25 protein-coding genes are annotated in these 24,583 nt (G+C 68.1%); 18 read left to right on the plus strand and 7 right to left on the minus strand.

The genetic code is table 11. The features are described 5' to 3' along the window. Nucleotides 1-64: 64 nt before the first annotated feature. The 13 genes from ACW6W5_RS04185 (at nucleotide 65) to ACW6W5_RS04245 (ending at nucleotide 13,299) form a co-directional block, all read left to right on the plus strand. Nucleotides 65-601, plus strand: a complete 537-nt coding sequence (locus ACW6W5_RS04185) for a GNAT family N-acetyltransferase (RefSeq protein WP_152153515.1) — start codon at nucleotides 65-67, stop codon at nucleotides 599-601. Continuing rightward, nucleotides 598-930, plus strand: coding sequence for a non-heme iron oxygenase ferredoxin subunit (locus ACW6W5_RS04190; RefSeq protein WP_121043206.1), 333 nt, complete (start codon nucleotides 598-600; stop codon nucleotides 928-930). Before ACW6W5_RS04185 ends, ACW6W5_RS04190 begins: the two co-directional genes overlap by 4 nt. An 89-nt stretch (nucleotides 931-1,019) precedes the next feature. Beyond that, nucleotides 1,020-1,409, plus strand: a complete 390-nt coding sequence (locus ACW6W5_RS04195) for a hypothetical protein (protein WP_121043204.1) — start codon at nucleotides 1,020-1,022, stop codon at nucleotides 1,407-1,409. A 149-nt stretch (nucleotides 1,410-1,558) separates the two neighbouring features. Continuing rightward, nucleotides 1,559-3,844, plus strand: a complete 2,286-nt coding sequence (locus ACW6W5_RS04200; protein WP_152153517.1) for a TonB-dependent receptor — start codon at nucleotides 1,559-1,561, stop codon at nucleotides 3,842-3,844. 49 nt (nucleotides 3,845-3,893) lie between these two features. After that, entirely contained in the window at nucleotides 3,894-4,583 is a 690-nt protein-coding gene (locus ACW6W5_RS04205) for a Fe2+-dependent dioxygenase (protein ID WP_019185662.1), read from the plus strand. Next, nucleotides 4,576-5,289 carry a tetratricopeptide repeat protein gene (locus ACW6W5_RS04210; protein ID WP_152153518.1) on the plus strand — a complete coding sequence of 238 codons (714 nt, stop codon included), beginning with the start codon at nucleotides 4,576-4,578 and terminating at the stop codon, nucleotides 5,287-5,289. The genes ACW6W5_RS04205 and ACW6W5_RS04210 overlap by 8 nt, the downstream gene beginning before the upstream one ends. 132 nt (nucleotides 5,290-5,421) lie before the next feature. Continuing rightward, entirely contained in the window at nucleotides 5,422-5,859 is a 438-nt protein-coding gene (locus tag ACW6W5_RS04215) for a hypothetical protein (RefSeq protein ID WP_147433921.1), read from the plus strand. Nucleotides 5,860-5,998: 139 nt separating this feature from the next. Continuing rightward, nucleotides 5,999-8,422 (plus strand): TonB-dependent receptor domain-containing protein, encoded by a 2,424-nt coding sequence (locus ACW6W5_RS04220; protein ID WP_121043194.1) that lies wholly within the window; start codon nucleotides 5,999-6,001, stop codon nucleotides 8,420-8,422. Between the two features lie 151 nt (nucleotides 8,423-8,573). Beyond that, on the plus strand, nucleotides 8,574-9,212 hold the full coding sequence (locus ACW6W5_RS04225; RefSeq protein WP_152153521.1) for a PepSY-associated TM helix domain-containing protein: 639 nt from the start codon (nucleotides 8,574-8,576) through the stop codon (nucleotides 9,210-9,212). A gap of 22 nt (nucleotides 9,213-9,234) precedes the next feature. Next, the gene (locus ACW6W5_RS04230; RefSeq protein WP_121043192.1) at nucleotides 9,235-9,753 is read left to right on the plus strand and encodes a DUF2271 domain-containing protein; all 519 of its coding nucleotides are present in this window, start codon (nucleotides 9,235-9,237) and stop codon (nucleotides 9,751-9,753) included. A 26-nt stretch (nucleotides 9,754-9,779) separates the two neighbouring features. Then, nucleotides 9,780-10,586: a DUF4198 domain-containing protein gene (locus ACW6W5_RS04235; protein WP_121043190.1), complete on the plus strand. Its 807-nt coding sequence runs from the start codon at nucleotides 9,780-9,782 to the stop codon at nucleotides 10,584-10,586. A gap of 122 nt (nucleotides 10,587-10,708) precedes the next feature. Next, a complete protein-coding gene (locus ACW6W5_RS04240; RefSeq protein ID WP_152153522.1) occupies nucleotides 10,709-11,689 on the plus strand; it encodes an FAD:protein FMN transferase in 981 nt (326 codons plus the stop codon). Then, nucleotides 11,686-13,299, plus strand: coding sequence for a sulfite reductase subunit alpha (locus ACW6W5_RS04245; protein ID WP_152153524.1), 1,614 nt, complete (start codon nucleotides 11,686-11,688; stop codon nucleotides 13,297-13,299). The genes ACW6W5_RS04240 and ACW6W5_RS04245 overlap by 4 nt, the downstream gene beginning before the upstream one ends. A 17-nt stretch (nucleotides 13,300-13,316) precedes the next feature. Here the strand turns inward: ACW6W5_RS04245 and ACW6W5_RS04250 are convergent, their stop codons facing one another. The 4 genes from ACW6W5_RS04250 to ACW6W5_RS04265 all read right to left on the minus strand — a co-directional run bounded on the left by ACW6W5_RS04250 (nucleotide 13,317) and on the right by ACW6W5_RS04265 (nucleotide 16,445). Continuing rightward, entirely contained in the window at nucleotides 13,317-13,928 is a 612-nt protein-coding gene (locus tag ACW6W5_RS04250; RefSeq protein WP_152153526.1) for a HutD/Ves family protein, read from the minus strand. 37 nt (nucleotides 13,929-13,965) lie between these two features. Beyond that, entirely contained in the window at nucleotides 13,966-14,673 is a 708-nt protein-coding gene (locus ACW6W5_RS04255; protein ID WP_121043182.1) for a murein L,D-transpeptidase catalytic domain family protein, read from the minus strand. A gap of 27 nt (nucleotides 14,674-14,700) precedes the next feature. Then, the gene (locus ACW6W5_RS04260; RefSeq protein WP_152153528.1) at nucleotides 14,701-15,762 is read right to left on the minus strand and encodes a L,D-transpeptidase; all 1,062 of its coding nucleotides are present in this window, start codon (nucleotides 15,760-15,762) and stop codon (nucleotides 14,701-14,703) included. A gap of 407 nt (nucleotides 15,763-16,169) precedes the next feature. Next, nucleotides 16,170-16,445, minus strand: a complete 276-nt coding sequence (locus ACW6W5_RS04265; protein ID WP_121043558.1) for a ComEA family DNA-binding protein — start codon at nucleotides 16,443-16,445, stop codon at nucleotides 16,170-16,172. Nucleotides 16,446-16,698: 253 nt separating this feature from the next. Here ACW6W5_RS04265 and ACW6W5_RS04270 point away from each other — a divergent pair, with 253 nt between their 5' ends. The 4 genes from ACW6W5_RS04270 to murU are packed head-to-tail and all read left to right on the plus strand — an operon-like array spanning nucleotide 16,699 to nucleotide 20,316. Next, a complete protein-coding gene (locus ACW6W5_RS04270) occupies nucleotides 16,699-18,192 on the plus strand; it encodes a M20 family metallopeptidase (protein WP_152153530.1) in 1,494 nt (497 codons plus the stop codon). A gap of 60 nt (nucleotides 18,193-18,252) precedes the next feature. After that, nucleotides 18,253-18,522 carry a GlsB/YeaQ/YmgE family stress response membrane protein gene (locus ACW6W5_RS04275; protein ID WP_019185648.1) on the plus strand — a complete coding sequence of 90 codons (270 nt, stop codon included), beginning with the start codon at nucleotides 18,253-18,255 and terminating at the stop codon, nucleotides 18,520-18,522. Nucleotides 18,523-18,580: 58 nt separating this feature from the next. Further along, a complete protein-coding gene (locus ACW6W5_RS04280; RefSeq protein ID WP_152153532.1) occupies nucleotides 18,581-19,606 on the plus strand; it encodes an aminoglycoside phosphotransferase family protein in 1,026 nt (341 codons plus the stop codon). Further along, complete coding sequence (murU, locus tag ACW6W5_RS04285; protein ID WP_152153534.1) at nucleotides 19,603-20,316, plus strand: N-acetylmuramate alpha-1-phosphate uridylyltransferase MurU; 714 nt, start codon at nucleotides 19,603-19,605, stop codon at nucleotides 20,314-20,316. The genes ACW6W5_RS04280 and murU overlap by 4 nt, the downstream gene beginning before the upstream one ends. 97 nt (nucleotides 20,317-20,413) lie before the next feature. On the opposite strand, the gene hda is transcribed toward murU, so the two are convergent. Genes hda through ACW6W5_RS04300 form a run of 3 tightly spaced genes read right to left on the minus strand, consistent with a single transcriptional unit; the run spans nucleotide 20,414 to nucleotide 23,414 of the window. After that, on the minus strand, nucleotides 20,414-21,124 hold the full coding sequence (gene hda, locus ACW6W5_RS04290) for a DnaA regulatory inactivator Hda (protein WP_121043172.1): 711 nt from the start codon (nucleotides 21,122-21,124) through the stop codon (nucleotides 20,414-20,416). Beyond that, nucleotides 21,121-22,293 (minus strand): AI-2E family transporter, encoded by a 1,173-nt coding sequence (locus ACW6W5_RS04295; protein WP_121043170.1) that lies wholly within the window; start codon nucleotides 22,291-22,293, stop codon nucleotides 21,121-21,123. The genes hda and ACW6W5_RS04295 overlap by 4 nt, the downstream gene beginning before the upstream one ends. Continuing rightward, nucleotides 22,290-23,414, minus strand: coding sequence for a DUF2066 domain-containing protein (locus tag ACW6W5_RS04300; RefSeq protein WP_226956679.1), 1,125 nt, complete (start codon nucleotides 23,412-23,414; stop codon nucleotides 22,290-22,292). The genes ACW6W5_RS04295 and ACW6W5_RS04300 overlap by 4 nt, the downstream gene beginning before the upstream one ends. Before the next feature lie 138 nt (nucleotides 23,415-23,552). Here ACW6W5_RS04300 and purM point away from each other — a divergent pair, with 138 nt between their 5' ends. Beyond that, nucleotides 23,553-24,578, plus strand: coding sequence for a phosphoribosylformylglycinamidine cyclo-ligase (gene purM / locus ACW6W5_RS04305; RefSeq protein ID WP_183073822.1), 1,026 nt, complete (start codon nucleotides 23,553-23,555; stop codon nucleotides 24,576-24,578). The last annotated feature ends 5 nt before the right edge of the window (nucleotides 24,579-24,583 follow it).

Below are 24,583 nucleotides of genomic sequence, written 5' to 3' on the forward strand. Positions count from 1 at the left end.
CGGCGTTTTTCGTTCCCGGCTGCGGTCGTTTCCGTCCCGGCCCCGGCCAGCCTAAAATGGCCGCATGAGCACACTCACCTACCGCGCCGCCACGTTGGCCGACATCCCCGCCCTCGTCACCCTGGTCACCTCCGCCTATCGGGGCGATGCCAGCCGCGCCGGCTGGACCACCGAGGCCGACATCCTCGATGGCGCCCGCATCGACCCGCAGGGTCTTCAGGCCGACATCGAGCGCCCGCGCAGTACCATCCTGCTGGCCGAGCGCGAGGGTCAGCTGCTGGCCTGCGCCCATATCGCCGATGACCAGGGCAAAGGCTACTTCGGCATGTTCTCGGTGGACCCGACCCAGCAGGGCGGCGGCATCGGCAAGCAGGTGATGCTGGCCGCCGAAGCCCACGCCGCGCGCGAGTGGGGCGTGCCGGTCATGCAGATGACGGTGATCGACATCCGCGACGAGCTGATCGCCTTCTACGAGCGCCGCGGCTACCAGCGCACCGGCATCAAAAAGCCCTTCCCGTACGGCGATGAACGCTTCGGCATCCCCAAACGCGACGATCTGCGCTTCGAGATCCTGGAAAAGCCGCTGGCGGTGCCGGCGTGAGCGACACCTGGACCTTCGTCTGCGCCAGCGCCGAGCTGCTGCCCGGCGAGATGAAGAGCACTTTCGATGAGGTGACCGGCACGCCGATCGTGGTGTTCAACCTGGACGGCGAGCTGTACGCGCTGGAAGACCAGTGCACCCACGACGAGTTCGAGCTGTCCTCGGGCACCTTCGATACCACCGAGGCCAGCATCGAGTGCGTCCTGCACGGGGCCCGCTTCGACATCCGCGACGGGGCCGCGCTGTGCGCCCCGGCCTACTCGCCGGTCGCGAAGTTCCCGGTCAAGCGGGAACACGACGCCGTCTGGGCCCGCGACGACCGCGACTGACCCGGGCTGAACGCCGGCGTTTTGAAAACGCGAATTGTTCCTATTACCATAGGCATTGCGGCCACCCGGCCGCTCCTGCCCGGTAAGCCGTGTCCGCCAACCGCTCCGTCCTTGGTATCGCCGCCCTGTGGGCCACGTTCTGCGTGGTGCTGCTGGCCTGCGGCTGGCTGAGCGCCGGCAGTTCCGGTAACGCCGGGCGCTCCCCGGCGAAGGGCCAGACCCCGGCGATAGTGGACGCCGGCAGCACGCTTCGGGTCACCGCGCCCACCGCGCCTGCGCCGGAGCTGCCGTTCGCCGAGCCCAGCCTGACAGCCGAGACCGGCCCAGACCCCGAGGCCGGCCACCCGGCGGTGCTGCCTCGCCTGAGCCGCGGGCCGTGGGTCGCGCGGGTGCCGCTGTGGCGCGCCGACGCGCTGCGTTGGCAGCGGCTGGAACCCTCGCTGCGGCTCAACCCCGGCCACGCGCCTCCCTACGCCTGATCCCGGCGTCGACGCTGCTGCGCGTCGATGCCCGCCACGCCTGCGTCACCGCGCCGCCGTCGGCCGCCTGTCCGTTTTCCCCACCTGCCTCCGCTCCGCCGTGACCGCCGCGTGCCGTCCGGCCTTCGTCCGTCTTCCCAGGAATCACCATGACCGTCCGCCCGACTCCGTTGTCGTCCGCCCTGCTGCTGGCCATCGCCGCCCCCGCCATCGCCCATGCAGAGACCGACGCTGCCGCCGATCCGCAGCGCGCCACCGAACTGGACGGCGTGGATGTCCACGGCGAGCGCGTCCGCGCGCAGTCTTCCAAGTTCACCGCACCGCTGCTGGATACGCCCAAGTCGGTCAGCGTGATCTCCCAGCAGGTGATCGAGCAGACCGCGGCCACCACCCTGCTCGATGCGCTGCGCACCGTGCCGGGCATCACCTTCGGTGCCGGCGAAGGCGGCAACCCGACCGGCGACCGGCCCTTCATCCGCGGCTTCGATTCGGCCTCGGACATCTATGTGGATGGCATCCGCGATGCCGGCAGCCAGACCCGTGAAGTGTTCGCCATCGAGCAGATCGATGTGGTCAAGGGCCCGAGCTCGGCCTACTCCGGCCGCGGTTCGGCCGGCGGCACCATCAGCCTGGTCAGCAAGACGCCCAAGCTGGAGGACTTCGTGTCCGGCAGCCTGGCCGCCGGCACCGACAGCTACCGCCGCGGCACGCTGGATGCGAACCAGGTGATCGGCGACGGCATCGCCGCCCGTTTGAACATCATGAAGCACGATGCCGACGTGGCCGGCCGCGATGAAGTGAACAGCAGCCGTTGGGGCATCGCGCCGTCGCTGGCATTCGGCCTGAACGGCCCGACCCAGGCGGTGATCAGCCACTACCACATGGAAACCGACGACCTGCCCGATGCCGGCGGCTTCCCGTACAACAACCCGTTCACCAGCGGCCCCAACGTGGCCCTCAACGGTGACGGCAGCCCGATCGTGACCAACCGCGATGCGTTCTATGGCCTGGTCGACCGCGACTTCCAGAAAACCAAGGCGGACATCACCACCTTGAATCTGTCGCATGATTTTGGCGGCATCGTGCTGCGCAACATCATCCGCTACGGCGATACCCGCAACGATTACCTGTGGACCCAGCCGGACGACAGCAAGGGCAACCCGAACCTGTTCGGCACCGTCTGGCGCCGTACCAATGCACGCGCCACGCAGACCGACAGCTTCGTCAACCAGACCAGCGTGACCGGTGAGCTGGAAACCGGCCCGCTGCGCCACAGCTTCAACGCCGGCGTCGAGTACAGCAGCGAAAAGACCGTGCGCGGCACCTACGCGATCGCCGATGTGCGCCGCCCCAATGGCCAGACCACCGCAGGCACCAACAATCCGCTGACCGGCAACCAGAGCTGCCCGACCACCGGCGCCGCCACCGGCTACAACTGCACCGATCTGACCAATCCGAATCCGAACGATCCGTGGTCGGCCACCCATACCGTCACCCGCAGCGATCCGGCCCGCGATGTGCGCCAGACCACCCGCACCAAATCGGCGTATGTGTTCGACACGATCAGCTTCAGCGAGCAATGGATGCTGAACCTGGGCGCGCGCTTGGACGACTACAACACCCACCAGTTCAACCCCACTGCGGCGGCCAACCTGCAGCACCTGCGCAACGACACCTCGTTCTGGAACGGCCAGGCCGGCCTGGTGTTCAAGCCGGTGGAAAACGGCAGCATCTACGTCTCCTGGGGCACCTCCTCCACCCCGGTCGGCGTGGACGGCGGCGACGGCGCCGACGGCATCAGTGCCACCATCCAGGATCTCAAGCCGCAGCGCAGCCGCAACATCGAGCTGGGCACCAAGTGGGATCTGTTCGATGCCCGCCTGTCGCTGACCGGTGCGATCTTCCAGACCGAAATGAGCAACGCGCGCGTGACCAGCGATGCAGGCACCACGCAGAACGCAGGCACCAAGAAGGTCAAGGGCGCCGAGCTGGGCTTCAGCGGCACGATCGTGGAGGGTTGGCAGGTCTTCGGGGGTTACACCTACCTGGATGCGGTGGTCGAGGACAACGGCTTCGCGCTGGTCAACGGCGTCTACGTGCCCTCGCCGTTCAACGGCAACGCGTTCCCCAACACCGCCAAGCACAGCGCCAGCCTGTGGACCACGTGGGCGCCGTCGTTCGTGCCGGGCCTGAGCCTGGGCGCGGGTGCCAACTACGTGGACAAGGTCTACGGCAACGTCAACAACACCAAGTGGGTGCCCTCCTACACCCGTTGGGATGCGATGGTCGGCTACGCCTTCAGCGAGCGCTACAGCCTGCAGTTGAACGTGCAGAACCTGACCAACAAAACCTACTTCACCAAGGCGTACGCTTCGCACTACGCCGCCATCGCGCCGGGTCGTTCGGCCACGCTGGCCTTCAACTTCACGTTCTAACCGATACACCCCTTCCCGCGCGCTCGTGCGGGAGGGGCTGGAGCCCTCCATGCTGCTGCACATCCCCGACGTCCTCACCGCCGAGCAGGTCACCCAGGCCCGCCAGCAGCTGGCCACGGCCGGCTGGACCGACGGCCGCCTGACCGCGGGCTACCAGTCCGCGCAGGCCAAGCACAACCTGCAGTTGCCCGAATCGGATCCGGCCGCACGTGCGGTCGGCTCGGCCATCCTCGATGCGCTGGGCCGCAACAGCACCTTCTTCTCGGCCGCGCTGCCGCGTCGCATCTTCCCGCCGCTGTTCAACTGCTATCAGCCGGGGCAGACCTTCGGGTTCCATGTCGACAATGCAGTGCGCTACGACTACACCGCCCCGGGCCAACCGCAGCCGGTGCGCACCGATCTCTCGGCCACGTTGTTCCTGAGCGATCCGGACGAGTACGAGGGCGGCGAACTGGTGATCGAAGACACCTACGGCAACCAGCGGGTCAAACTGCCAGCCGGCCACATGGTGCTGTACCCGGGCACCAGCCTGCACCAGGTCACCCCGGTCACCGCCGGCACGCGGCTGGCCTCGTTCTTCTGGATCCAGAGCATGCTGCGCGATGACGGCCAGCGGCGCCTGATGTGGGATCTGGATGTCTCGATCCGCCGTCTCACCCATGACCACCCCGAACACCCCGCGCTGGTGAACCTGACCGGCGTGTATCACAACCTGCTGCGGCAGTGGGCCGATGTCTGAGGCCCCCTTGGCTGCGCTCGACGTGGCGGCACTGGCCGAGCAGCTGCGGCACGATCCGGCCGCCGCACTCGCCACCCTGGAAGCTACCGCACAGCGCGGCGATCCGCAGGCGCAGTGCCTGCTCGGCCAGGCGCGGATGGAAGGACGCGGGATCGCGCCCGATGCCGCCGCCGCCGTGCTCTGGTTCGAGCGCGCCGCCAATGGTGGCCTGGCCATCGCCATGAACATGCTTGGCCGTTGCCACGAGCTCGGCACCGGGACGCCGGTCAACCTGGCCCTGGCCGCGGTCTGGTATCGCAAGGCGGCCGATGCCGGGCTGGACTGGGGCCTGTACAACCTGGCCAACCTGCTGGGCACCGGCCGTGGGGTACCACGCGATGAACGCGCCGCGTTCGCGCTGTACCTGCGCGCCGCGCGGCTCGGCCATGCCAAATCGATGAATCTGGTCGGTCGCTGCCTGGAGGACGGGATCGGCGTGGCGGCCGATCCGGCTGCGGCACCGGCCTGGTATCGGCGCGCGGCCGAGGCCGGCGACTTCCGCGGCCAGGCCAGCCATGCCTCGTTGCTGCTCGCCGCCGGGGATATCGACGCTGCGGCGCAGTGGCTGCGACGCGCACTTGCCCACGGCAGTCCGTCGTTTCTGGCTCACCTGCGCCCCACCTTGGCGGCCTCGCCCCATCCCTCGATCCGGGCGCTGGTTGCCTGATTGCAAAGGCTGACGTACCTGCAGGCGCAGAATCATTAATCATTCTCATTTGCGTCCGCTAACGAATCTCACCTACAATCCCGCCGCGTTGCCGGTCGGCTGATCGACTGGCCGCTTCGACAGGGGCTCGTCTTGCGCCATCCACACCGCCATCGCAGCTTTGCTCCCGCCATGCGCGGGCGGCAGCAGGCGTTGTCGACCGTGCTGGCGTGGTTGGGCCTGTTGTCGCTGCTGCTGGCCGGCCTGCCGGTACTGGAGCGCGTTGCCCCCGGCAGCACCGTGATGGTCCTGCAGATGCCGATGGACGAGCGCCCGGCCGGCGGTGGCGAGACCACCCCGCAGGAAGAAGCCCCGGCCAAGCCGCGCCGGGTCGCCAGCGCACGCCCTGCTTCCACGCCACCGCCGCAGCCGTCGCTGCCACCGGTCGTGGAATCGCTGGATGCGCTGATGGCCACCCTGGTGGCACAGCCGCCGCGGGTCGTGCCCGCCATTGATTCGGCACCGGCCACGCCGCTGCCTGCCGCACCCGGCCTGCGCGTCCAGCGCGGCCAAGCCCCACCGCAGGGCTGATCCACACGGCCGGCGGCGCCATTGCGCCCCGCCTGGTCACGCACGTTCTGCCCGTTCCGGGCCTTCCTGATTCCTGCGCGTGCTGCCGCCCTGCGGCCTGCCATGTCGCGTCCGCGTTCTCCTTTTCGAGGTTACCCCCATGGCCCAGCGCCATCGTCGTCGCACGTCCCTGTCCCGCTGCACCCTGTCCATCGCCCTGCTCGGTGCGCTGAGCGCCCCGGCCTTCGCCCACGGCGACGCGGCCGGCCCGACCACGCTGGACAAGGTGGTCGTCACGGCCGCCGGCTTCGAGCAGAAGATCGCCGATGCCCCGGCCAGCATCAGCGTGATCAGCCGCGAAGAGCTGAGCAAGCGCCCGTACACCAGCCTGGTGGATGCGCTGCGCGACGTGGAAGGCATCGACGTGGGCATGGAGCCGACCGACAAGAACGGCCGCGCCACCATTTCCATGCGCGGCATGCCGTCGGACTACACCTTGGTGCTGATCGACGGTCGCCGCCAGAGCAACGCCGGCAACCTGTACCCGAACAACTTCGGCGGTGGCCAGTTCTCCTACATGCCGCCACTGGATGCGATCGAACGCATCGAGGTGGTGCGCGGCCCGATGTCCACGCTGTACGGCTCCGATGCGATGGGCGGGGTGATCAACATCATCACCCGCCGCAACCAGACCGAGTGGCATGGCGCGGTCACCCAGGGTTTCACGGTGCAGCAGGACGACCAGTTCGGTGATGCACGCAGCACCGATGTCTACCTGAGCGGCCCGCTGATCAAGGACCGCCTGGGCCTGTCGGTGCGCGGCAGCTACTACGACGCCAAAGCCTCCAACCCTGAATGGGACGATCTGCCGCTGCCGGACGGCACGCTATGGTCGCGCAGCATCGGCTTCGGTGCCGGCGGCAAGGCGGTGGCCAACACCAACTGGAACACCGGCCTGCGCCTGAACTTCATCGTCAATGACGACCACGAGCTGTGGCTGGACTACGACGTGTCGCGCCAGAAGTACGACAACAGCGAAGGCCAGACCGGCACCCTGGACAGCCTGGCCAGCCTGTGGCGCGTGGGCAATGCCACTATCCCCAACCCGAACGGCACCGGCAACGTTACCCGCCGCGTGGTGCAGCCGCGCGTGGGTTACACCGCCTACCAGCGCTATGAGCGCGACCAGCTGGCACTGACCCACCAGGGCCGCTATGAATTCGGCACCTGGCAGACCACGCTGACCCACATCACCAGCAACAACCTCGGCCGCTCGCTGCCGCTGACGCTGGATGAGCGCGCCGATCTGCAGGGCCTGTGGAACGACGTCTGCCGCCGCACCGGCGCCGCCGCCAACTGCGCCGCCAGCGCACGCAACGGTCTGGCTGCGCTGAACCCGGCCGAGATGGCGCGCCTGCAGGCCTTCCTGCCGCGCCCGCTGCGCACGATGGAACTGAAGGGCAACGTGCTGGACACCATGCTCGATCTCACCTTCGGCGCGCACAAGCTGACCGTCGGCGGCCAGTACAACGATACCGACATGATCGACGGCGTGTTCGGCATGGACGGCGCCGGCTACAAGAACAACGTGAAGCAGCAGCACCGCATGTGGGCGCTGTTCGCCGAGGACAACTGGTCGCTGACCGACACCCTGACCGCCACGGTCGGCGTGCGCTATGACGACCACAACATCTTCGGCAGTCACGTCAGCCCGCGCGCCTACCTGGTGTGGAATGCCAACGATGCCTGGACCGTCAAGGGCGGCGTCAGCACGGGCTACAAGACCCCGCGTCCGGACCAGCTGTTCCCCGGCATCGTCGGCTTCGGCGGCCAGGGCGTGATCCCGCTGGTCGGCTCGCCGAATCTCAAGCCGGAGACCAGCACCAACTACGAAATCGCCGCGTACTACGAAGGTGATCGCTGGGGCTTCAACCTCACCGGCTTCCTCAACAAGTTCGACGACAAGATCGCCAGCGGCGGCACCTTCGCCAACTGCGAAGTCGCTCCGAACGATGGCAGCTACTGCGTGGATATCGGCCCGGGCTGGGCCGAGCTGGGCTACAGCACCTTCGGCCAGAGCGTGAACATCGACAAGGCCGAGACCCGCGGCGTGGAAGCGGCGGCCCAGGTGGATCTGCTGGACAACCTGCAACTGCGCGGCAACTACACCTGGACCAAGAGCGAGCAGACCAGTGGCACCGGCAAGGGCCTGCCGATCACCGGCAACCCGGCCAGGCACATGGCCAATGCCAGCCTGAACTGGCAGATCAGCGAGGCGGTGAGCCTGTCGCTGATCGGCGAAGGCCGCTACGACCGCTACCGCGACACGCTGGTCAGCAACGTGGGCGGCGTGAGCAGCTCGCAGACCCGCTATTACGAGGACTACACCATCTTCCACCTCGGCGGCAGCTGGGATATCAACAAGTGGCTGACCGTCAACGCGCGGGTCAACAACCTGTTCGACAAGAACTTCGTCTCGCAGTCCTGCGTGCTGATCAGCGAGAGCGACTACAGCTGTGTGGATGACTATTCCACCAAGGATCAGCGCCGCAGCTACTGGATCTCATTGAACGCCAAGTTCTGAGGCACACCGCGGCGGCGTCCTGGTGACGCCGCCGCTGGCCTTGACCTCGGGCAGCGCGCCGGCAACGGAACGCTGCCTTCTTTTTGCACAAATTGCGAATCATTCTCATCAATGGTGTAATTCGCCCCTCGGTACTCTCTCTCTCCCGACCGTGGCCACCAGCGCTCCCTCTTCCAGCGTGCAACAACAACGCCGCGGCTTCTGGCTGCGCACGCTGCACCAGTGGCACTGGATCAGCTCGGCGGTGTGCCTGATCGGCATGCTGCTGTTTGCCGCGACCGGCATCACCTTGAACCACGCGGCCAGGATCGAAGCCAAGCCGGAGGTGGTCAGCCGCCAGCTGGCGCTGCCTGCCGAGCTGCTCGGCAAGCTCGGCGACCGCGCCGACGGCAATGCCCCCCTGCCCCGCGTGGCCAGCCGCTGGCTGGATGCGCAGCTGGGCATCTCGATCGGTCGCCGCCCGGCCGAATGGTCCGATGGCGAAATCTATCTCTCCATGCCCAGCCCGGGGGCCGACGCCTGGCTGAGCATCGACCGCGAAACGGGCGACGTGGAGTACGAATCCACCGCGCGCGGCTGGGTGTCCTATTTCAACGATCTGCACAAAGGGCGCAACGCCGGGCCAGCCTGGGGCTGGTTCCTGGATATCTTCGCCGTGGCCTGCCTGGTGTTCTGCATCACCGGCCTGTTCCTGCTGCACCTGCATGCCCGCCAGCGCCGCATGACCTGGCCGCTGGTCGGCCTGGGCCTGCTGATCCCGCTGCTGATCGCCCTGATCCTCATCCACTGACCGTCCCTTCCGGAGCCGCACCATGCGCGTCACCCTGACCATCGCCCTGAGCGGCCTGCTGGCCACCTCGCCGGCCTATGCCACCACCCTGGACATCAACGTCGAGGTGCCCAAGCTCAACGTGGCCGAGTACCACCGCCCGTATGTGGCCGTGTGGCTGGAAGGGGCCGACCAGAAGGTCGCCGCCAACCTCTCCGTCTGGTACCAGCAGACCGGCAACGCCGAAGGCCATGGCACCAAGTGGCTGCCCGACCTGCGCCAGTGGTGGCGCAAGAGCGGCCGTACGCTGGAGGTGCCGGTGGACGGCGTCACCGGCCCGACCCGCCCGGTCGGCAAGCACGCGCTCTCCTTCAGCGACAAGCAGCCGGCGCTCAAGGCGCTCGCCCCGGGCAACTACACCCTCGTGGTGGAAGCGGTGCGCGAAGTCGGCGGCCGCGAACTGCTCAAGATCCCCTTCACCTGGCCGGCCACGTCCGCCCAGTCCGGCAAGGCCCAGGGCGCGACCGAACTCGGTCTGGTCACCCTGTCCGCCAAGCCCTGATCCCCCCATCCACCTGGAGTTTTTCGATGAAGCGCACGCTCGTCCTCGCCGCCGCCATGGCCGCCGCACTTCCGTTCTCCGCCCTGGCCCACAAGGCCTGGCTGCAGCCCTCGCAGACCGTGATCGCGGGTACCAACCCGTGGATCACCGTCGATGCTGCGGTCTCCAACGACCTGTTCTACTTCAACCACGTGCCGCTGCGCCTGGACAATCTGGTCATCACCGCGCCGGACGGCAGCACCGTGCAGCCGCAGAACGCGGCGACCGGCAAGTTCCGCAGCGTGTTCGATGTCGAGCTGACCCAGCAGGGCACCTACCGCCTGGCCACGATCAACAACGGCCTGTCGGCCAGCTGGGAAGAAGACGGCAAGCCCAAGCGCTGGCGCGGCACCCCCGCCACCTTCGCCACCGAAGTGCCGAAGAACGCCAGGAACCTGCAGGTCTCGCAGTCGGTCGGTCGCGTGGAAACCTTCGTCACCAACGGCACGCCGAACGACACCGCGCTCAAGCCGACCAACCAGGGCATCGAGATGATCGCGCTGGCCCACCCGAACGATCTGGTCGCCGGTGAAGCCGCGCGCTTCCGCGTGCTGGTCGACGGCAAGCCGACCGCCGGCCTGGCGTTCGAGATCACCCGCGGCGGCACCCGGTACCGCAACGCGCAGGACGAGATCAAGGTCAGCACCGATGCCAAGGGCGAGTTCGCCGTCACCTGGCCGGAAGCGGGCATGTACTGGCTGGAAACCGGCACCGAAGACAGCAGGACCTCGATCAAGGAGGCCAAGAAGCGTCGCCTGAGCTACGTGGCCACGCTGGAAGTGCTGCCCGAGTAACGGCCTTCGGCGCGGCCGCTGCACGCGCCGTCCACCTCATCGCGCCCCCGTCGACACGACGGGGGCTTTTCACCCGACGCAGTCCGGCCATCGGGCTTACTAGGCCCGACGTGCCCACCCCCATGAACAACCCGGATCTCGACATCGCCAGCCTCGGCGGCCACACCATGGGCACCACCTGGCAGGTAAGGCTGGCCGTGGCGCGCAGCCGCGACCTGCACCCGCTGCACGCCGGCATCCAGACGCAGCTGGACGCCATCGTGGCGCAGATGAGCACGTGGGAAGCCGACAGCGATATCGCGCGGTTCAACCGCGCCTCCGCCGGTGAGTGGCAGGCGCTGCCGCCATTGTTCGACACCGTGATGCAGTGCGCGCTGGACATCGCACAGCGCAGCGGCGGCGCCTTCGATCCGACCATCGGCCCGTTGGTGGCCTTGTGGGGATTCGGCGCGCAGGCGCAGGCCCGGCGCATTCCCGATGCGGCCGCCCTCGCCGCGACCCGTGCGCGGTGTGGCTGGGAACGGCTGCAGTGGCAGCCCGGCCGCCTGCTGCAACCCGGCGGGTTGGCGCTGGATCTCTCGGCGATCGCCAAGGGATTTGGTGTCGACCAGGTCAGCGCGTGGCTGCGCCAGAACGGCGTGCGCGCAGCGCTGGTGGAAGTCGGCGGCGAGCTGCACGGGTTCGGCCAAAAGCCCGACGGTCAGCCGTGGCGCGTGCTGGTGGAATCGGCCCCGGAAGACGATGCACAGGCAGAGCATCCGCCGCGCGTGCTCGCGCTGAGGGATCGGGCGGTGGCCACCTCCGGTGATCGCTGGCATCACTTCGAACAGGGCGGCGAGCAGTTCAGCCACACGCTGGATCCGCGCACCGGTGCACCGGTCACGCGCGCTGCGGCCGCGGTCACCGTGGTCGCCGCCAGCGCCATGCAGGCCGATGCCTGGGCCACCGCATTGACGGTGATGGGCCCCGGCGAGGGCATCGCATTTGCGCGCACCCATGCACTGGCCGCCCGCGTTGTCAGCCGGGGTGCGCACGGTATCGAGGAACAGATGAGTCCCGCATTCGAGCAGTTGCTTGCCGATGACCGCGTGGGCGCGGCATGAGCCTGCGTCCTTCCCGTGCGTGGCTGGGCAACCTGGCGGTCATGCTGTTGCTGGCGGTCATCGCCTGGGCGCTGCTGCGCCTGCATCTGGGTGAGGCGTGGTGGCAAAGCGCCCCCTTGGCCTCGCAGTGGCGCTGGGCCGCCGGCAGCCTGGTGCTGTATGCGGCGTTCTGCACGCTGATCTGGTGGCGCGGGCGCGCGCGCGAAGACCACGTCGCCGATCCCGGATCCGCACCGATCCTGCTGGTCTGGGCGAGCCAGACCGGCTTCGCCCAGCAGCTGTGCGAACGCAGTGCGGAGGCGTTGCGCGCTGCCGGCTTGCCGGTCCGCATCCGCGCGCTGCATGCGGTGACCGCCGAGCTTCTGCAGCGCAGCGGGCAGGTGCTGTTCATGGTCAGCACCACCGGCGAAGGCGATGCGCCGGATCATGCCCTGCCCTTCCTGCGCAAGGTGATGCCACAGGCGCTGGAACTGCCACAACTGCAGTACGGCGTGCTGGCGCTGGGGGATCGCAGCTACGGGCATTTCTGCGCCTTCGGTCACCAGCTGGATGCCTGGCTCCGCCAGCACGGCGCGCATCCGCTGTTCGATACCGTGGAGGCAGACAACGCCGACCCCGGCGCACTGCGCCACTGGCAGCAGCTGCTCGGCCAGCTCGGCGGTGACGCCACCGAACTGCCGGACTGGGCCCCGGCCGAGTATCTGCCGTGGCAACTGCAGGCGCGGCATCTGGAAAACCCGGGCAGCCCGGGCGCACCGACGTACCGCATCACGCTGGTGCCCTCCGATGGCGTGCTCCCGGCGTGGCAGGCCGGCGACGTGGTCGAGATCGGGCCGCAGCATGCACCGGCCGACGTCGAGGCGTGGCTGCGAAATACCCCGTGGAAGGGCGATATGCTCATCGATGGACGGCCGCTGCGCGCACATCTCGCGCGGGCGCATCTGCCCGGTGATGGGGAACTCCCGACGTTTGCCGACGCAGACGCACTGGTCGCCGCGTTACGTCCGCTGCCGCACCGCGAGTACTCCATCGCCAGCCTGCCTGCCGAAGGCCAGGTACAGTTGCTGCTGCGCCGGCAGCTGCGTCCTGATGGCACCCCGGGGCTGGGCAGTGGTTGGCTGTGCGATCACGCTGCGCTGGAGGGCCGCATCGATCTGCGCTTCCGCAGCAATCCCAATTTCCACGGTGTGCCGCCGGCAACGCCGCTGATCCTGATCGGCAACGGCACCGGCATCGGCGGCCTGCGTGCCCACCTGCGCGAGCGCATCAGCGCCGGGGCGCGCCGCAACTGGCTGCTGTTCGGCGAGCGCACGGCCGCGCACGATTTCTTCTTCGGCGACGACCTGCGCGCCTGGCAGCGCGACGGCTGGATCGCGCGCCTGGATACGGTGTTCAGTCGAGACGGTGGCCAACACCATTACGTGCAGGACCGGCTGCAGGCGCAGATCCACACGCTGCAGCAGTGGGTGCACGACGGTGCCACGATCCTGGTCTGCGGCAGCCTGCAGGGGATGGCCCCGGCGGTGGATGCGGTGATCGAGCAGGCGCTGGGACGCGACGGAAAAGAAGCGTTGATCGTGGCCGGGCGCTACCGGCGCGACGTGTACTGAGGGTTGCCTGCAGGCCCTCAGGCGGTGCGGCCACCCGCACTGATACGGATCGCCAGCAACTCGCCGCCGCCGTGCAACGCGAACCGGCGGCGCTCACCGGCCGCCAACCAGGCGGTATCACCGGCGGCCAGCGGTGCCAGCGACGGCTCGCCCTCAAACTCGGCTTGGCCGGCCAGCAGGTGAATCGCCCACGCCGCCGCAGGTTCGGTGAAGAAGAACATGCTGCCCACCAGCGGCCGGTGCAGCAGCTCGGCCTGCACGGCATCGCGCCGCCACATCAGATTGAAATCGTGGGTCACCCCGTCGATCAGTTCGCCGGTCACCTGCGCTTCGCCCGCAAACCCCAGGCGGTCGTGCGGCGGCATCAGCGTATGCAGCGTGCCATCGGCGAAGCGCAGGTGCAGGCCTTCGCCACGCAGCAGCACCAGTTCGCGGTCGATGCCGGGAAAGGCCGAGAACGCGGCGTCCTGCTCGATCTCGGCGATCGACAGGCGCACCTGCCAGTCGTCGTTGTCGGGCAGCCGCAGGATCTCGCGGGTCCAGCCCAGGCCGTTTCGCCAGCGTTCGCGGCGGTATTGGAAGGACGGAATGACGCGGCTGGTCGCGCTCAGGACAGTATCGGTCGACATGGCGCTAGTGTGCCTGAGCCGACGTACCGCAGTCCTGTCAGGACACGCCGCCGCAATCGGGTTCCAGCAGGCGCGAACGCGCCAGCCAGTCCTTGTCGGGGTAATACGCGAACACCATCGTGCCGCCGCGCAGGCTGTCGATCAGGGGCCGCGCCACGGACAGCCGCACGGCGGGGCACCCCAGGCTGCGGCCCAGCCGGCCCTGCAGGCGCGCGATCGCCGGATTGACGTAGGGCGCACCGTGGATCACGATCGCGCGGTCGCGGGCATGGTCGTTGAAACCCGGCTCCAGCCCTTCCAGGCGCAGCGAATAGCCGTTGCCGCCCATGTAGGTTTCCTTGGCGGTGAACGCGCCCAGGCTGGACATGAAGCTGCCGTCCTTGTTGGAGAAATGCTGGGTGCGGTTGTCACCGCTGTTGCGGCCATGCGCGACCCACTCTTCGAACAGCAGCCGCTGGCGCGTGAGATCGAAAATCCACATGCGCGGTTCGGTCGACGGCCGCGAGTAATCGATCACGCTCAACTTGCCCGGGTCCACGCCAAGCTCCGGCCGGCGCAACGCACAGCGCATCGCGCGGGCCGCCAGCTGCAGGACGTGCTTGTCCGCCGCAGGGGCGGCTTTGGCCAGCATCTCGGCCATCTGCACCGGACTCGCCTCCGGGGCCGGCGCGGGGCTGGCCGCGCCCGCCGTGGCGGACGCGATCAGGCCGCAGAAGGCGGCAGGCAGCAATTTCACAACGGGCATGGGCAGCTCACCAGGCGCAGGCAACCCTTACAACGTGGACCCACCGGCATCGGATTCCAAGACAGGCTGCAGGTTCTGTTCATCGGCCACCGGGCGAACGGCCGGCAGGCTGGTCACCAGCAGCGTGGTGCCGGGCACCAGCACGCTGTACAGCTGTTCGGCGAATTCCGGCGGCAGCGCCATCGGCAGGCTCGGCGTGGCGAGCAGGTCCGGGGTGGCATTGGCGGCAGTCTGGCCCAGCAGCGGGTAGGCGGTCCAGCGGTGCAGCGGGCGGTGCGGGTCCAGCGGGCTGGGGTTGTCCTGGTAGCCCTGGCCCATCACGAACAACGTGGTGCCCTCGAACGCCGGCAAGGCCTTGGCCTCCAACCGCGACTCGCCGATCAGCACGCCATCGCGCAGCACGTACAGGCGCTGGTCGTGCAGGCTGACCAGGATGCCGACCTGGCCGGCCGGTGCCGCCGCATCATTCCAGTAGTGCGCGGGTGCGTCGGTGCTCTCCACCAGCGGCGTGCCGGTGCTGCTGACCGGCGCCAGCACGGCCGGATAGGCCAGCGTCATCGGCGCGCTCTTGGCATCGGCCACCACCACGGTATCGCCACGGTGGGTTTCACCGAACAGCTTCTGCGCGAACGCCTGTGGCAGCCGCACGCAACCGTGCGAGGCCGGGTGGCCCGGCAGGCTGCCGCCGTGCAGCGCGATGCCATCCCAGGTCAGGCGCTGCATGTAGGGCATCGGCGCGCTGTTGTAGAGGTTGGACTTGTGGTCCTTGTCCTTCTGCAGGATCGTGAACACACCCGTCGGGGTTTCATGCCCGGTCTTGCCCGAGCTGATCGTGCTCATGCCGATCGCGATGCCGTTTCGGTACACGTAGGCGCGCTGCTCATCGAGGCTGACCACCAGCACGATCGGGCCGGCGGGGGAGATCTCCGGATGCCAGAGGAATTCACCGGGCTTGAGATCGGTCGGGCCACGCGGGGCCTCGGTCGTCTTGTTGGCCGTCGGCGCACTGTTGGCGGCGGTGGCGGGAAGCATCCCGGTCGCCAGCAGCGTCCCGAGTGCCAGACTCAACAGCGTGCTGCGTACTGCCATGTCGTGCATCCATTCGAAGAGATGCCGCCACGCTACACGAACTGCCTGCATGCGTTCGCGAAAACCACGCGCAGCCCTGCTGCCGGTTTTCGTCCGCCCCAAAAAGTAATTGCCCGGCCACACATCCTGTGCGAACCGGGCAATCGATACATCCTTGTCGGCATCCCGCCTTCCCCCTGTGCATCCTGCCCAGTCTGGGTGCCGGCCATGCATCCTGCACTCGGCCGTATATGCTTCCGCCATCTCAGCCCTTCCCGGGGTCTGGATGCCACCGTAATGGTGGGTCCGCGCCAATCCTTCCGCGCCGCTTCCGTGCGTGCTGCCTCCTGCAGCTGTCGGTGCCGCCACGGCATCCTGCCGTGGCAACCAGTGACTGGCCTCCTGCCGGTCCCGACCTGTCCTGTTGTTCAGCGCCTTGGTACGGAGGCCGGCGCTGCCCTCCTGGGCGGTGCCTCGGCCGGCGCCTGCCTGGCCCCGGTCGTCATCCGTTGTCGATTCCGTTCGACGGTAGCTGTCCCTATCCCCTTCACCCGCGCCAGATCCTCGACGTGTTCGAAGGGGCCGTGTTGTCGCCGGTACGCGACGATCGCTTCGGCCTTCATCGGCCCCACGTTCGCCAATCCCTGCTGCAGCGTCGACGCGTCCGCCGTATTGATGTTGATCCGATCGGCCGCGAAGGCCATTCCGCTCAACAGCAGTCCCAGCACCAGCGCCCTGCACGAAAACCAAGGTCCCACTGTGTCACTCCTTGTGGCTCGGAACCGGCCCCTGCCGGCAATCCTGTCGAAGGTTCCAGCGTCCCTCGCCACATACACACAGCCTATCGTCCACGGCACCTTCACACAGCAGGCCTAACACCCGACGTGGTGTAGGGAAATACCTACCCCAGCGCAGGCGTAGAATGGCGGGACTTGTCAAAAGCACTCCGGAGTTCAGATGGACAGCGCCAAGCTCGGCCAATTCGTCAGTGAAAAGTGGGACAACGAAATCGTCCCGCAATTGGTCGATTACATCCGTATCCCCAACAAATCGCCGATGTTCGACGCCGATTGGGTCGCCAACGGCTACATGGAACAGGCCGTCACCCTGATGGAAACCTGGGCCAAGGCGCAGAACCTGCCCGGCCTGACCGTCGAGGTCGTGCGCCTGGAGGGCCGCACCCCGCTGCTGCTGCTGGAAGTTCCGGCCTCCGGCGCCGAGACCGGCGACGACACCATCCTGCTCTACGGCCACCTGGACAAGCAGCCGGAAATGACCGGCTGGGACGATGATCTGGGCCCGTGGATCCCGGTGCTGCGCGGCGACAAGCTGTACGGCCGCGGCGGCGCCGATGACGGCTATGCGATGTTCGGTTCGCTGGCCGCCGTGCTGGCGCTGCAGGAACAGGGCCTGCCGCACGCGCGCTGCGTGATCCTGATCGAGGCCTGCGAAGAATCCGGCAGCTACGACCTGCCCGCCTATGTCGACCACCTGGCCGACCGCATCGGCAAGCCCTCGCTGGTGGTGTGCCTGGATTCGGGCTGCGCCAACTACGACCAGCTGTGGTGCACCACCTCGCTGCGCGGCCTGACCGGCGGCAACTTCTCGGTCAAGGTACTCAACGAAGGCGTGCATTCCGGCGATGCCTCCGGCGTGATCCCGTCCAGCTTCCGCCTGCTGCGCCAGCTGATCTCGCGCATCGAGGACGAGAACACCGGCCGCATCCTGATCGACGGCATGAATGTCGAGATCCCGGCCGAGCGCCAGGAGCAGGCCAAGCGTGCCGCCGAAGTGGTGGACACCGCGATCTTCGAGAAATTCCCGATGGTCGACGGCCTGCGCCCGATGAACGACGACCTGGCCGAACTGGTGCTCAACCGCACCTGGCGCCCGGCGCTGTCGGTCACCGGCGTGGACGGCCTGCCGCCGCTGGCCTCGGCCGGCAACGTGCTGCGCCCGCATACCGCGGTGAAGCTGTCGCTGCGCCTGCCCCCGACCGCTGACGGCAAAGCCTGTGGCGAGCTGCTGAAGGAAGCCCTGCTGCGCGATCCGCCGAACGGTGCGGAAGTGAAGCTGGACCTGGAAAAAGCCTCCAGCGGCTGGAATGCCCCGGCGATGGCGCCGTGGCTGACCCAGGCGATCGACGATGCCAGCCAGACCTTCTTCGGCAAGCCGGCGATGTACATGGGCGAAGGCGGCTCGATCCCGTTCATGGGCATGCTCGGCGAGAAGTTCCCGGGCGCGCAGTTCATGATCACCGGCGTGCTCGGCCCGCACTCCAATGCACACGGCCCGAACGAGTTCCTCCACATCCCGATGGGCAAGCGCGTGACCTCGTGCGTGTCCAAGGTGATCAGCGAGCACTACGCCGCCAGCCTGCGCGGCGAGACCAGCGGGTCGCCGGTCGCCGCCGACAGCGGCACCCGTCACGGCGGCCACGGCTGCTGCTGACGTTGGCGGACGCAGCCTGGCCTTGCTAGGCTGCGTCCACCCTCTACTGACGTCTTTGGCATGAACGGACTGTTTGGCAGCACCAGCTGGCTCTACATCATCCTGGTCGGCTTCGTCGTCGGTCTGCTCGGGCGCTTCTTCATGCCCGGCAACAACCGCATGGGCTGTCTGCTGACCATCGTGCTCGGCATCGTCGGTGCCCTGCTGGCCGGCTGGTTCGGCCAGTACATGGGCTGGTATGCCCGCGGCGAGCCCGCTGGGTTCATCGGCGCGATCCTCGGTGCGGTCGCGGTCCTGGCCGTGCTTCGGCTGTTCAGCAGCAAGCGCTGAGCATCGCCGCTCTTTTCTTTCCCGCGCGCCGTCCGGCGCCGCTTCGACGTACCCGTCCATGAACGATCCTGCTTCCGATCCGCTGCGCGCCGAACACCGCCGGCAGTGGACCTGCGCCGCCCTCGGCGATCCGGCCACCGCCCTCGACCGTGCCTCGGTCGATGCCGGTTTCCGCAGCTACTGGCGCGCCACCAGCGCGCGCGGCAGCCACATCGTGATGGACTCCCCGCCCGGGCTGGAGGATGTGCGGCCGTGGCTGCGCATGCATGACCTGCTCGAGCCCAACGGCGTGCGCGTGCCGCAGGTGCTGGCGCGCGATGAAGACAACGGCTTCCTGCTGCTGGAAGACCTGGGCGGCCCGACCTTGGCCCGCCATATCGACACCGACAACGCCGATGCCTGGTTCGACGCTGCCTTCGCGCAGCTGATCCGGCTGCAGTCCATCCCGGTGCCCGAAGGCATGGGCAGCTTCGGCGAGGCACTGCTGCAGCGCGATGCCGGGCTGTTCGAGGAATGGTTCCTGCAACGTCACCTCGGCCTTGAACTGGACTGTGGCGAGATCGAGAACCTGCAGCGCATGCATCGCCTGCTGATGGACAACGCACTGCAGCAGCCGCAGGTGCTGACCCACCGCGATTTCATGCCGCGCAACCTGATGCCGATCGACGGCGGGCCGGCCGTGCTGGATTTCCAGGACCTGGTGCGTGGACCGATCGCCTACGACCCGGTCAGCCTGTTCAAGGATGCGTTCCTGAGCTGGCCGATCGAGCGCGTGGATACCTGGTTGGCGCGCTATCACGCACAAGCGCTGGCGGCCGGTCTGCCGGTACGGCCATGGCCGCAGTTCCTGCGCGACGCGGACTGGATGGGCGTGCAGCGCCACCTGAAAATCCTCGGCCTGTTCGTGCGCCTGCGCGACCGCGACGGCAAGGGACACTACTTCGAGGATGCGCCGCGCTTCATCCGCTATCTGGATGAAGTGCTGCCGCGCCATCCCGCGCTGGCCCCCCTGCACGATCTGTTCGAGCTGCGCATCAAACCGGCCCTGGCCCGTATCGCCGAACCGGTCCTGGCCCGCCCATGAAGGCGATGATTTTCTCGGCCGGCAAAGGCGAGCGCATGCGCCCGCTGACCCTGCACACGCCCAAGCCGCTGCTGGTCGCCGGTGGCAGGCCGCTGATCGTGTGGCATCTGGAACGGCTGGCCGCCGCCGGTATCGATGAGGTGGTGATCAACACCGCCTGGCTCGGCGATCAGTTCGCGCCCGCACTCGGCGACGGTGCGCGCTGGGGGCTGCGGCTGCACTTCATCCACGAAGGCGACGTGCCGCTGGAAACCGGCGGCGGCATTCTCAACGCGCTGCCGATCCTTGGCGAGGCACCGTTCCTGGTGATCAACGGCGATGTGTGGACGGATGCGGATGTCGCTACCCTGCCACGCACACCCACCGGCGATGCGCATCTGGTGCTGGTGGACAATCCGGCGCAGCACCCGCGTGGCGATTTCATCCTGCACGCCGATGGTCGCGTCAGCGATGACGGTGACAGCGCGCGGCTCACCTATGCCGGTATCGGCGTGTACCGCCCGGCGATCATCGACGGTTGGCGCGCGGTGATCGGCGAAACCGACGGTGCCAGCGCGACACCGCCACAGTTCGGTCTCGCCCCGCTGCTGCGGCATGCGATGGCGCAGGGCCGCGTGACCGGCCAGCACCATCGCGGGCGATGGACCGATGTAGGCACGCCGGAGCGTCTGGCGCAGCTGGACGCCCAGTTGCAATCCCCGCACGGATAAAACACCGCGCCCCCCTTGGGCGACCCGGTGGTAGAGCCGACCGTTGGTCGGCTGCTCTCCGCCCGAGCCCACCAGAGCAGCCGACCAACGGTCGGCTCTACAACAGGTGGGGGCCGTCTTCCAGGACCTGGCGCAGGAACGGCACGGTGATGCGGCGCTGTGCCGCCAGCGATTCGCGGTCCAGCCAGTCCAGCAGGCTGACCAGATTGCCCAGCTCACGGCCGGTACGGGTCAGCAACCATTCGATCGCCGCTTCATCGATCGCCAGGCCGCGTCGCGCCGCGCGTTCGCGCAGCACCGCCGCGCGGCCTTCATCGTCCAGCGGCTGCAGCACCACGCGCACGCACTGCTGCAGGCGGGAGCGCAGGTCCGGCAACACCAGCCCGAGCTGGTCCGGTGCGTGCTGCGCGGTGTACAGCAGGGTGATGCCCGCCGCGCGCGCACGGTTGTGGAAATCGAACAGCGCCACTTCGTCTTCGCGCTGCCCGGCCACGGCGTCCAGCCCATCCAGCGCGACCAGGTCGCGGCCTTCCAGCGATTCCAGCGCGGCGCGCGTGCGCCCCACCACCGCCTTCAGCGGCAGGTAGGTCGGCTGGCGGCCGGCCTGTTCGGCCAGCGAGCACATCGCCAGCGCCTGATGGGTCTTGCCGGTGCCCGGCGCGCCCTCCAGATACACCCAGTCGTGCGCGGCGCCCACGGCAATGGCGCGCAGCTGCGCCAGCGCGCCATCCGGCGCACCGATGAACGTCTCCAACCGCTCGTCCTGCGGGTAGCGCAGGGCAAGCGGCAACTGCGGAACGACACTCACTGCGCGTCCGGCCCCTTCGGATTGCCCACGACCACGATCCCGGGCGTGTCGACGTAGGCATCGAGAACGATCGCCGATTTCTCACCGGCATACAGGTCGCTCTGGCGATAGCGCTGATGCGCATAGCGCAGCAGCACGTTGCTGACCGCCGCCACCGGCAGGGCCAGCAGCATGCCGAGGAAGCCGAACAGCTGGCCACCGGCCATCACCGCGAAGATCACCGCCACCGGGTGCAGGCCGATCTTGTCGCCGACGATGCGCGGGGTCAGCACGTAGCTTTCCAGCAGCTGGCCCACGGTGAACACGATGCCGACCAGGATCAACAGCTTCAGATCGAAGCCCTGCGCCTGCACCAGCGCCGCTGCGACCGCCATGACGATGCCGGTGGTCGCGCCGAGGTACGGAATGAAGCTGATCAGGCCAGCCACCAGGCCGATCAACAGGCCCAGCTTCAGGCCGACCAGCGACAGGCCGGCGGCGTACACCACGCCCAGCGCGATCATCACCAGGAACTGGCCACGGATGAACGCACCGAGCACTTCGTCCGATTCACGCGCCAGCTTGGTGATGGTGCCGACGTGGTTGCGCGGAATCATCGAGGCCACGCGCTCGACCAGCTTGTCCCAGTCGCGCAGGAAGTAGAACGCCAGGATCGGCAGCAGCAGGATGTTGACCACCCAGGTCACCATGGTGAAGCCCGAGCGCTGCACGTAGCCGAAGAAGGTCTTGGCGAAGCCGCCGGCCTGCTGCCAGTGGCTGCGCACCCATTCAATCAAGCGGTCCGGGTCCATCCACTGCATGATCTCCAGCCCGGTCTTCTGCTCGAACCACGGGATGCCTTTTTCCATCAGCCACTGCTGTGCCTGCGGGATCGCCGCCACCAGGGTGGCGACCTGACGCTCGATCATCGGCACCAGGATCAGCAGCGCGGCAGTGATCAACAGGATCATCGCCACGAACACCAGCACCACGCCGGTGTTGCGCGAGCGGCCGGTGGCCTCGATCCGGTCGACCAGCGGGTCGCCCAGCCAGGCCAGTGCCAGGGCCAGCACGAACGGGGTCAGGATCGGGCCGAGCAGCCAGATCACCCAGCCGGCGGCGAGCGCCACCAGGACGTATTTCAACCGCCTGAGGAACTGTGCGATTTCCGCTTCGGGGGTGAGGATCATCGCAGGCGGTACTCGTTGCTGGCGGGCGGCGGGAGGGCCGAGGGGTTGGTTTCATCGATCGGCACCGGCAGTGCCAGCGGCGCGGTCGGCGCGATCACGCCGTTGTCGCCGAGCATGCGGTTCAGGCCGGCCAGCCCGGTAGTCATCTCCAGCGACAGCTCCAGGCGGTCGCCCGAAGCACGCACCGGAGTGACGTTGCGGACCACGGCAGTCTCACGCAGGCCGGCGGCCAGGCGCATGTAATCCTCGGCACTGTTCAGGCCCAGCACCACGATCGTGTAGGTCCCGGCGGCACCGGTGGCGGCCCCGGCCTTGGCGTACCGGCGCACCAGCGCATCGGCGGCACCATCGGCACCGCTGGCCATCGCGCGGCGGGCGTCGCTGTCCTTGGTGGTCCACTTGTTCAGTTCTTTGCCGCCATCGACGAACACCCAATCGGCCACCCAGCCGCTGCCATCGCGGTAGAGCTTGCCGATCAGCTGCATCGGCGGGGCATAGCGCGCGGAGGCTCGCGCCACGGCGGCCGTGTCCTGGCGCCAGATCGCGCCCACCAGTGCCTGCTCGGCGGCGCTGCCCGAGGGCAGGCCCAGCTTGTAGCCACGTTCGATGGCGCGGTTGAGCAGCGGGCGGGCCGCATTGGCCTGCTGGACGGTCACCAGGCGCGGGCCGGAACCATCGTCGATGGCCAGCCAGATCACCGGCTTCGGGCGGGGCTGCGGCCACAGCGGCAGACCGAGGGCCGAGATCAGGCCATCGACGTCATCCTCGCGGAAGCGCGCCACCAGGATGGTGCGGTAGCTCGGCGCGCCACCGGCCGAGGTGCTCTGGTCCTGGCGGTAGTCATAGCTGGCCACGTAATCCTTGGCATTGCGCAGGGCCTGCATCACGCCGGGGCGGCTCATCACGCTGCGGTCGCCCGAGAGCTTGGCCAGCACATTGCCCAGCGCCCTGGCCAGGGCACCGTTGCGGTCCGAATCGGCCTGGCTGTTGACCGGGACCTCGGCCTCGTAAGCGCCACTGGCACTGGCCACATCGCCTTCGGTGCGCAGGCCGCTCTGGGCCATCGAGGCCACCGGCAGGCAAAGCGCGAGGAACATCATGAAAAAGAGGCTGCGGCGCATCAGGACTTCCATTGAGCGTATCCGGGGGGAATTGTTGCCCGAATAGGGCCTGCGCGCCAACGTGGCCTGTTAAAATCGCGCTTTCACCCCAGCGCAGCGCCGACGCCCGTGACCAATTCCCCGTCCAACCCCTCTCCCCTGACCTACCGCGACGCCGGTGTCGATATCGACGCGGGCAATGAGCTGGTCGAGCGCATCAAGCCGCTGGTGAAGCGCAGTTTCCGCCCGGAAGTCATGGGCGGACTGGGTGGCTTCGGCGCCCTGTTCGACCTCTCCAACAAGTACCGCGAGCCGGTCCTGGTCTCGGGCACGGACGGCGTGGGCACCAAGCTGAAGCTCGCACAACAGCTGGGCCGCCACGACACGATCGGCATCGATCTGGTCGCCATGTGCGTGAACGACGTGCTGGTCCAGGGTGCCGAGCCGCTGTTCTTCCTGGATTATTTCGCCACCGGCAAGCTGGACATCGATACCGCTGCGGCGGTCGTGGGCGGCATCGCCAACGGCTGCACCGAGGCCGGTTGCGCGCTGATCGGCGGTGAAACCGCTGAAATGCCCGACATGTATGCCCCGGGCGAGTACGACCTGGCCGGCTTCACCGTTGCCGGTGTCGAGAAGAGTGACATGAAGGACGGCGCCAGCGTGGCCGCCGGCGACGTGCTGATCGGCATCGCCTCCTCCGGCCCGCATTCCAACGGCTACTCGCTGGTGCGCCGCATCTATGACCGCGCCGGGCAGCCGGCCGATCTGGAGCTGGACGGCGGGGTCAAGCTGGTCGATGCGCTGATGGCGCCGACCCGCCTGTACGTCAAGCCGATCCTGGCGCTGTTGAAGACCCACGGCGCGGCGATCCACGGCATGGCCCACATCACCGGTGGCGGCCTGACGGAAAACATCATCCGCGTGGTACCCGACGGCCTGGGCCTGGACATCAAGGCCGACGCCTGGACCCTGCCGCCGGTGTTCCAGTGGCTGCAGAAGGAAGGCGCCGTGGCCGACAGCGAGATGTGGCGCACCTTCAACTGCGGCATCGGCTTCGTACTGATCGTGGCTGCCAACGAAGCCGCCTCGGTCGGTGCCGCGGTGACCGCGCAGGGCCTGGAGCACTGGACCATCGGTGAAGTGACCCGCGCCGACGGCGCCGAACGCGTCAAGATCGGTTGAGCCAG

Source organism: Stenotrophomonas sp. IS26 (genome assembly GCF_054188265.1).

What these genes read in the sequence shown, in the direction of transcription:
- ACW6W5_RS04185 (WP_152153515.1), top strand. Translation starts at nt 65, where the DNA reads ATGAGCACACTCACCTACCGCGCCGCCACGTTGGCCGACATCCCCGCC.
- ACW6W5_RS04200 (WP_152153517.1), top strand. Translation starts at nt 1,559, where the DNA reads ATGACCGTCCGCCCGACTCCGTTGTCGTCCGCCCTGCTGCTGGCCATC.
- ACW6W5_RS04205 (WP_019185662.1), top strand. Translation starts at nt 3,894, where the DNA reads ATGCTGCTGCACATCCCCGACGTCCTCACCGCCGAGCAGGTCACCCAG.
- ACW6W5_RS04210 (WP_152153518.1), top strand. Translation starts at nt 4,576, where the DNA reads ATGTCTGAGGCCCCCTTGGCTGCGCTCGACGTGGCGGCACTGGCCGAG.
- ACW6W5_RS04220 (WP_121043194.1), top strand. Translation starts at nt 5,999, where the DNA reads ATGGCCCAGCGCCATCGTCGTCGCACGTCCCTGTCCCGCTGCACCCTG.
- ACW6W5_RS04230 (WP_121043192.1), top strand. Translation starts at nt 9,235, where the DNA reads ATGCGCGTCACCCTGACCATCGCCCTGAGCGGCCTGCTGGCCACCTCG.
- ACW6W5_RS04235 (WP_121043190.1), top strand. Translation starts at nt 9,780, where the DNA reads ATGAAGCGCACGCTCGTCCTCGCCGCCGCCATGGCCGCCGCACTTCCG.
- ACW6W5_RS04240 (WP_152153522.1), top strand. Translation starts at nt 10,709, where the DNA reads ATGAACAACCCGGATCTCGACATCGCCAGCCTCGGCGGCCACACCATG.
- ACW6W5_RS04245 (WP_152153524.1), top strand. Translation starts at nt 11,686, where the DNA reads ATGAGCCTGCGTCCTTCCCGTGCGTGGCTGGGCAACCTGGCGGTCATG.
- ACW6W5_RS04250 (WP_152153526.1), bottom strand. Translation starts at nt 13,928, where the DNA reads ATGTCGACCGATACTGTCCTGAGCGCGACCAGCCGCGTCATTCCGTCC.
- ACW6W5_RS04255 (WP_121043182.1), bottom strand. Translation starts at nt 14,673, where the DNA reads ATGCCCGTTGTGAAATTGCTGCCTGCCGCCTTCTGCGGCCTGATCGCG.
- ACW6W5_RS04260 (WP_152153528.1), bottom strand. Translation starts at nt 15,762, where the DNA reads ATGGCAGTACGCAGCACGCTGTTGAGTCTGGCACTCGGGACGCTGCTG.
- ACW6W5_RS04265 (WP_121043558.1), bottom strand. Translation starts at nt 16,445, where the DNA reads ATGGCCTTCGCGGCCGATCGGATCAACATCAATACGGCGGACGCGTCG.
- ACW6W5_RS04270 (WP_152153530.1), top strand. Translation starts at nt 16,699, where the DNA reads ATGGACAGCGCCAAGCTCGGCCAATTCGTCAGTGAAAAGTGGGACAAC.
- ACW6W5_RS04275 (WP_019185648.1), top strand. Translation starts at nt 18,253, where the DNA reads ATGAACGGACTGTTTGGCAGCACCAGCTGGCTCTACATCATCCTGGTC.
- ACW6W5_RS04280 (WP_152153532.1), top strand. Translation starts at nt 18,581, where the DNA reads ATGAACGATCCTGCTTCCGATCCGCTGCGCGCCGAACACCGCCGGCAG.
- murU (WP_152153534.1), top strand. Translation starts at nt 19,603, where the DNA reads ATGAAGGCGATGATTTTCTCGGCCGGCAAAGGCGAGCGCATGCGCCCG.
- ACW6W5_RS04295 (WP_121043170.1), bottom strand. Translation starts at nt 22,293, where the DNA reads ATGATCCTCACCCCCGAAGCGGAAATCGCACAGTTCCTCAGGCGGTTG.
- ACW6W5_RS04300 (WP_226956679.1), bottom strand. Translation starts at nt 23,414, where the DNA reads ATGCGCCGCAGCCTCTTTTTCATGATGTTCCTCGCGCTTTGCCTGCCG.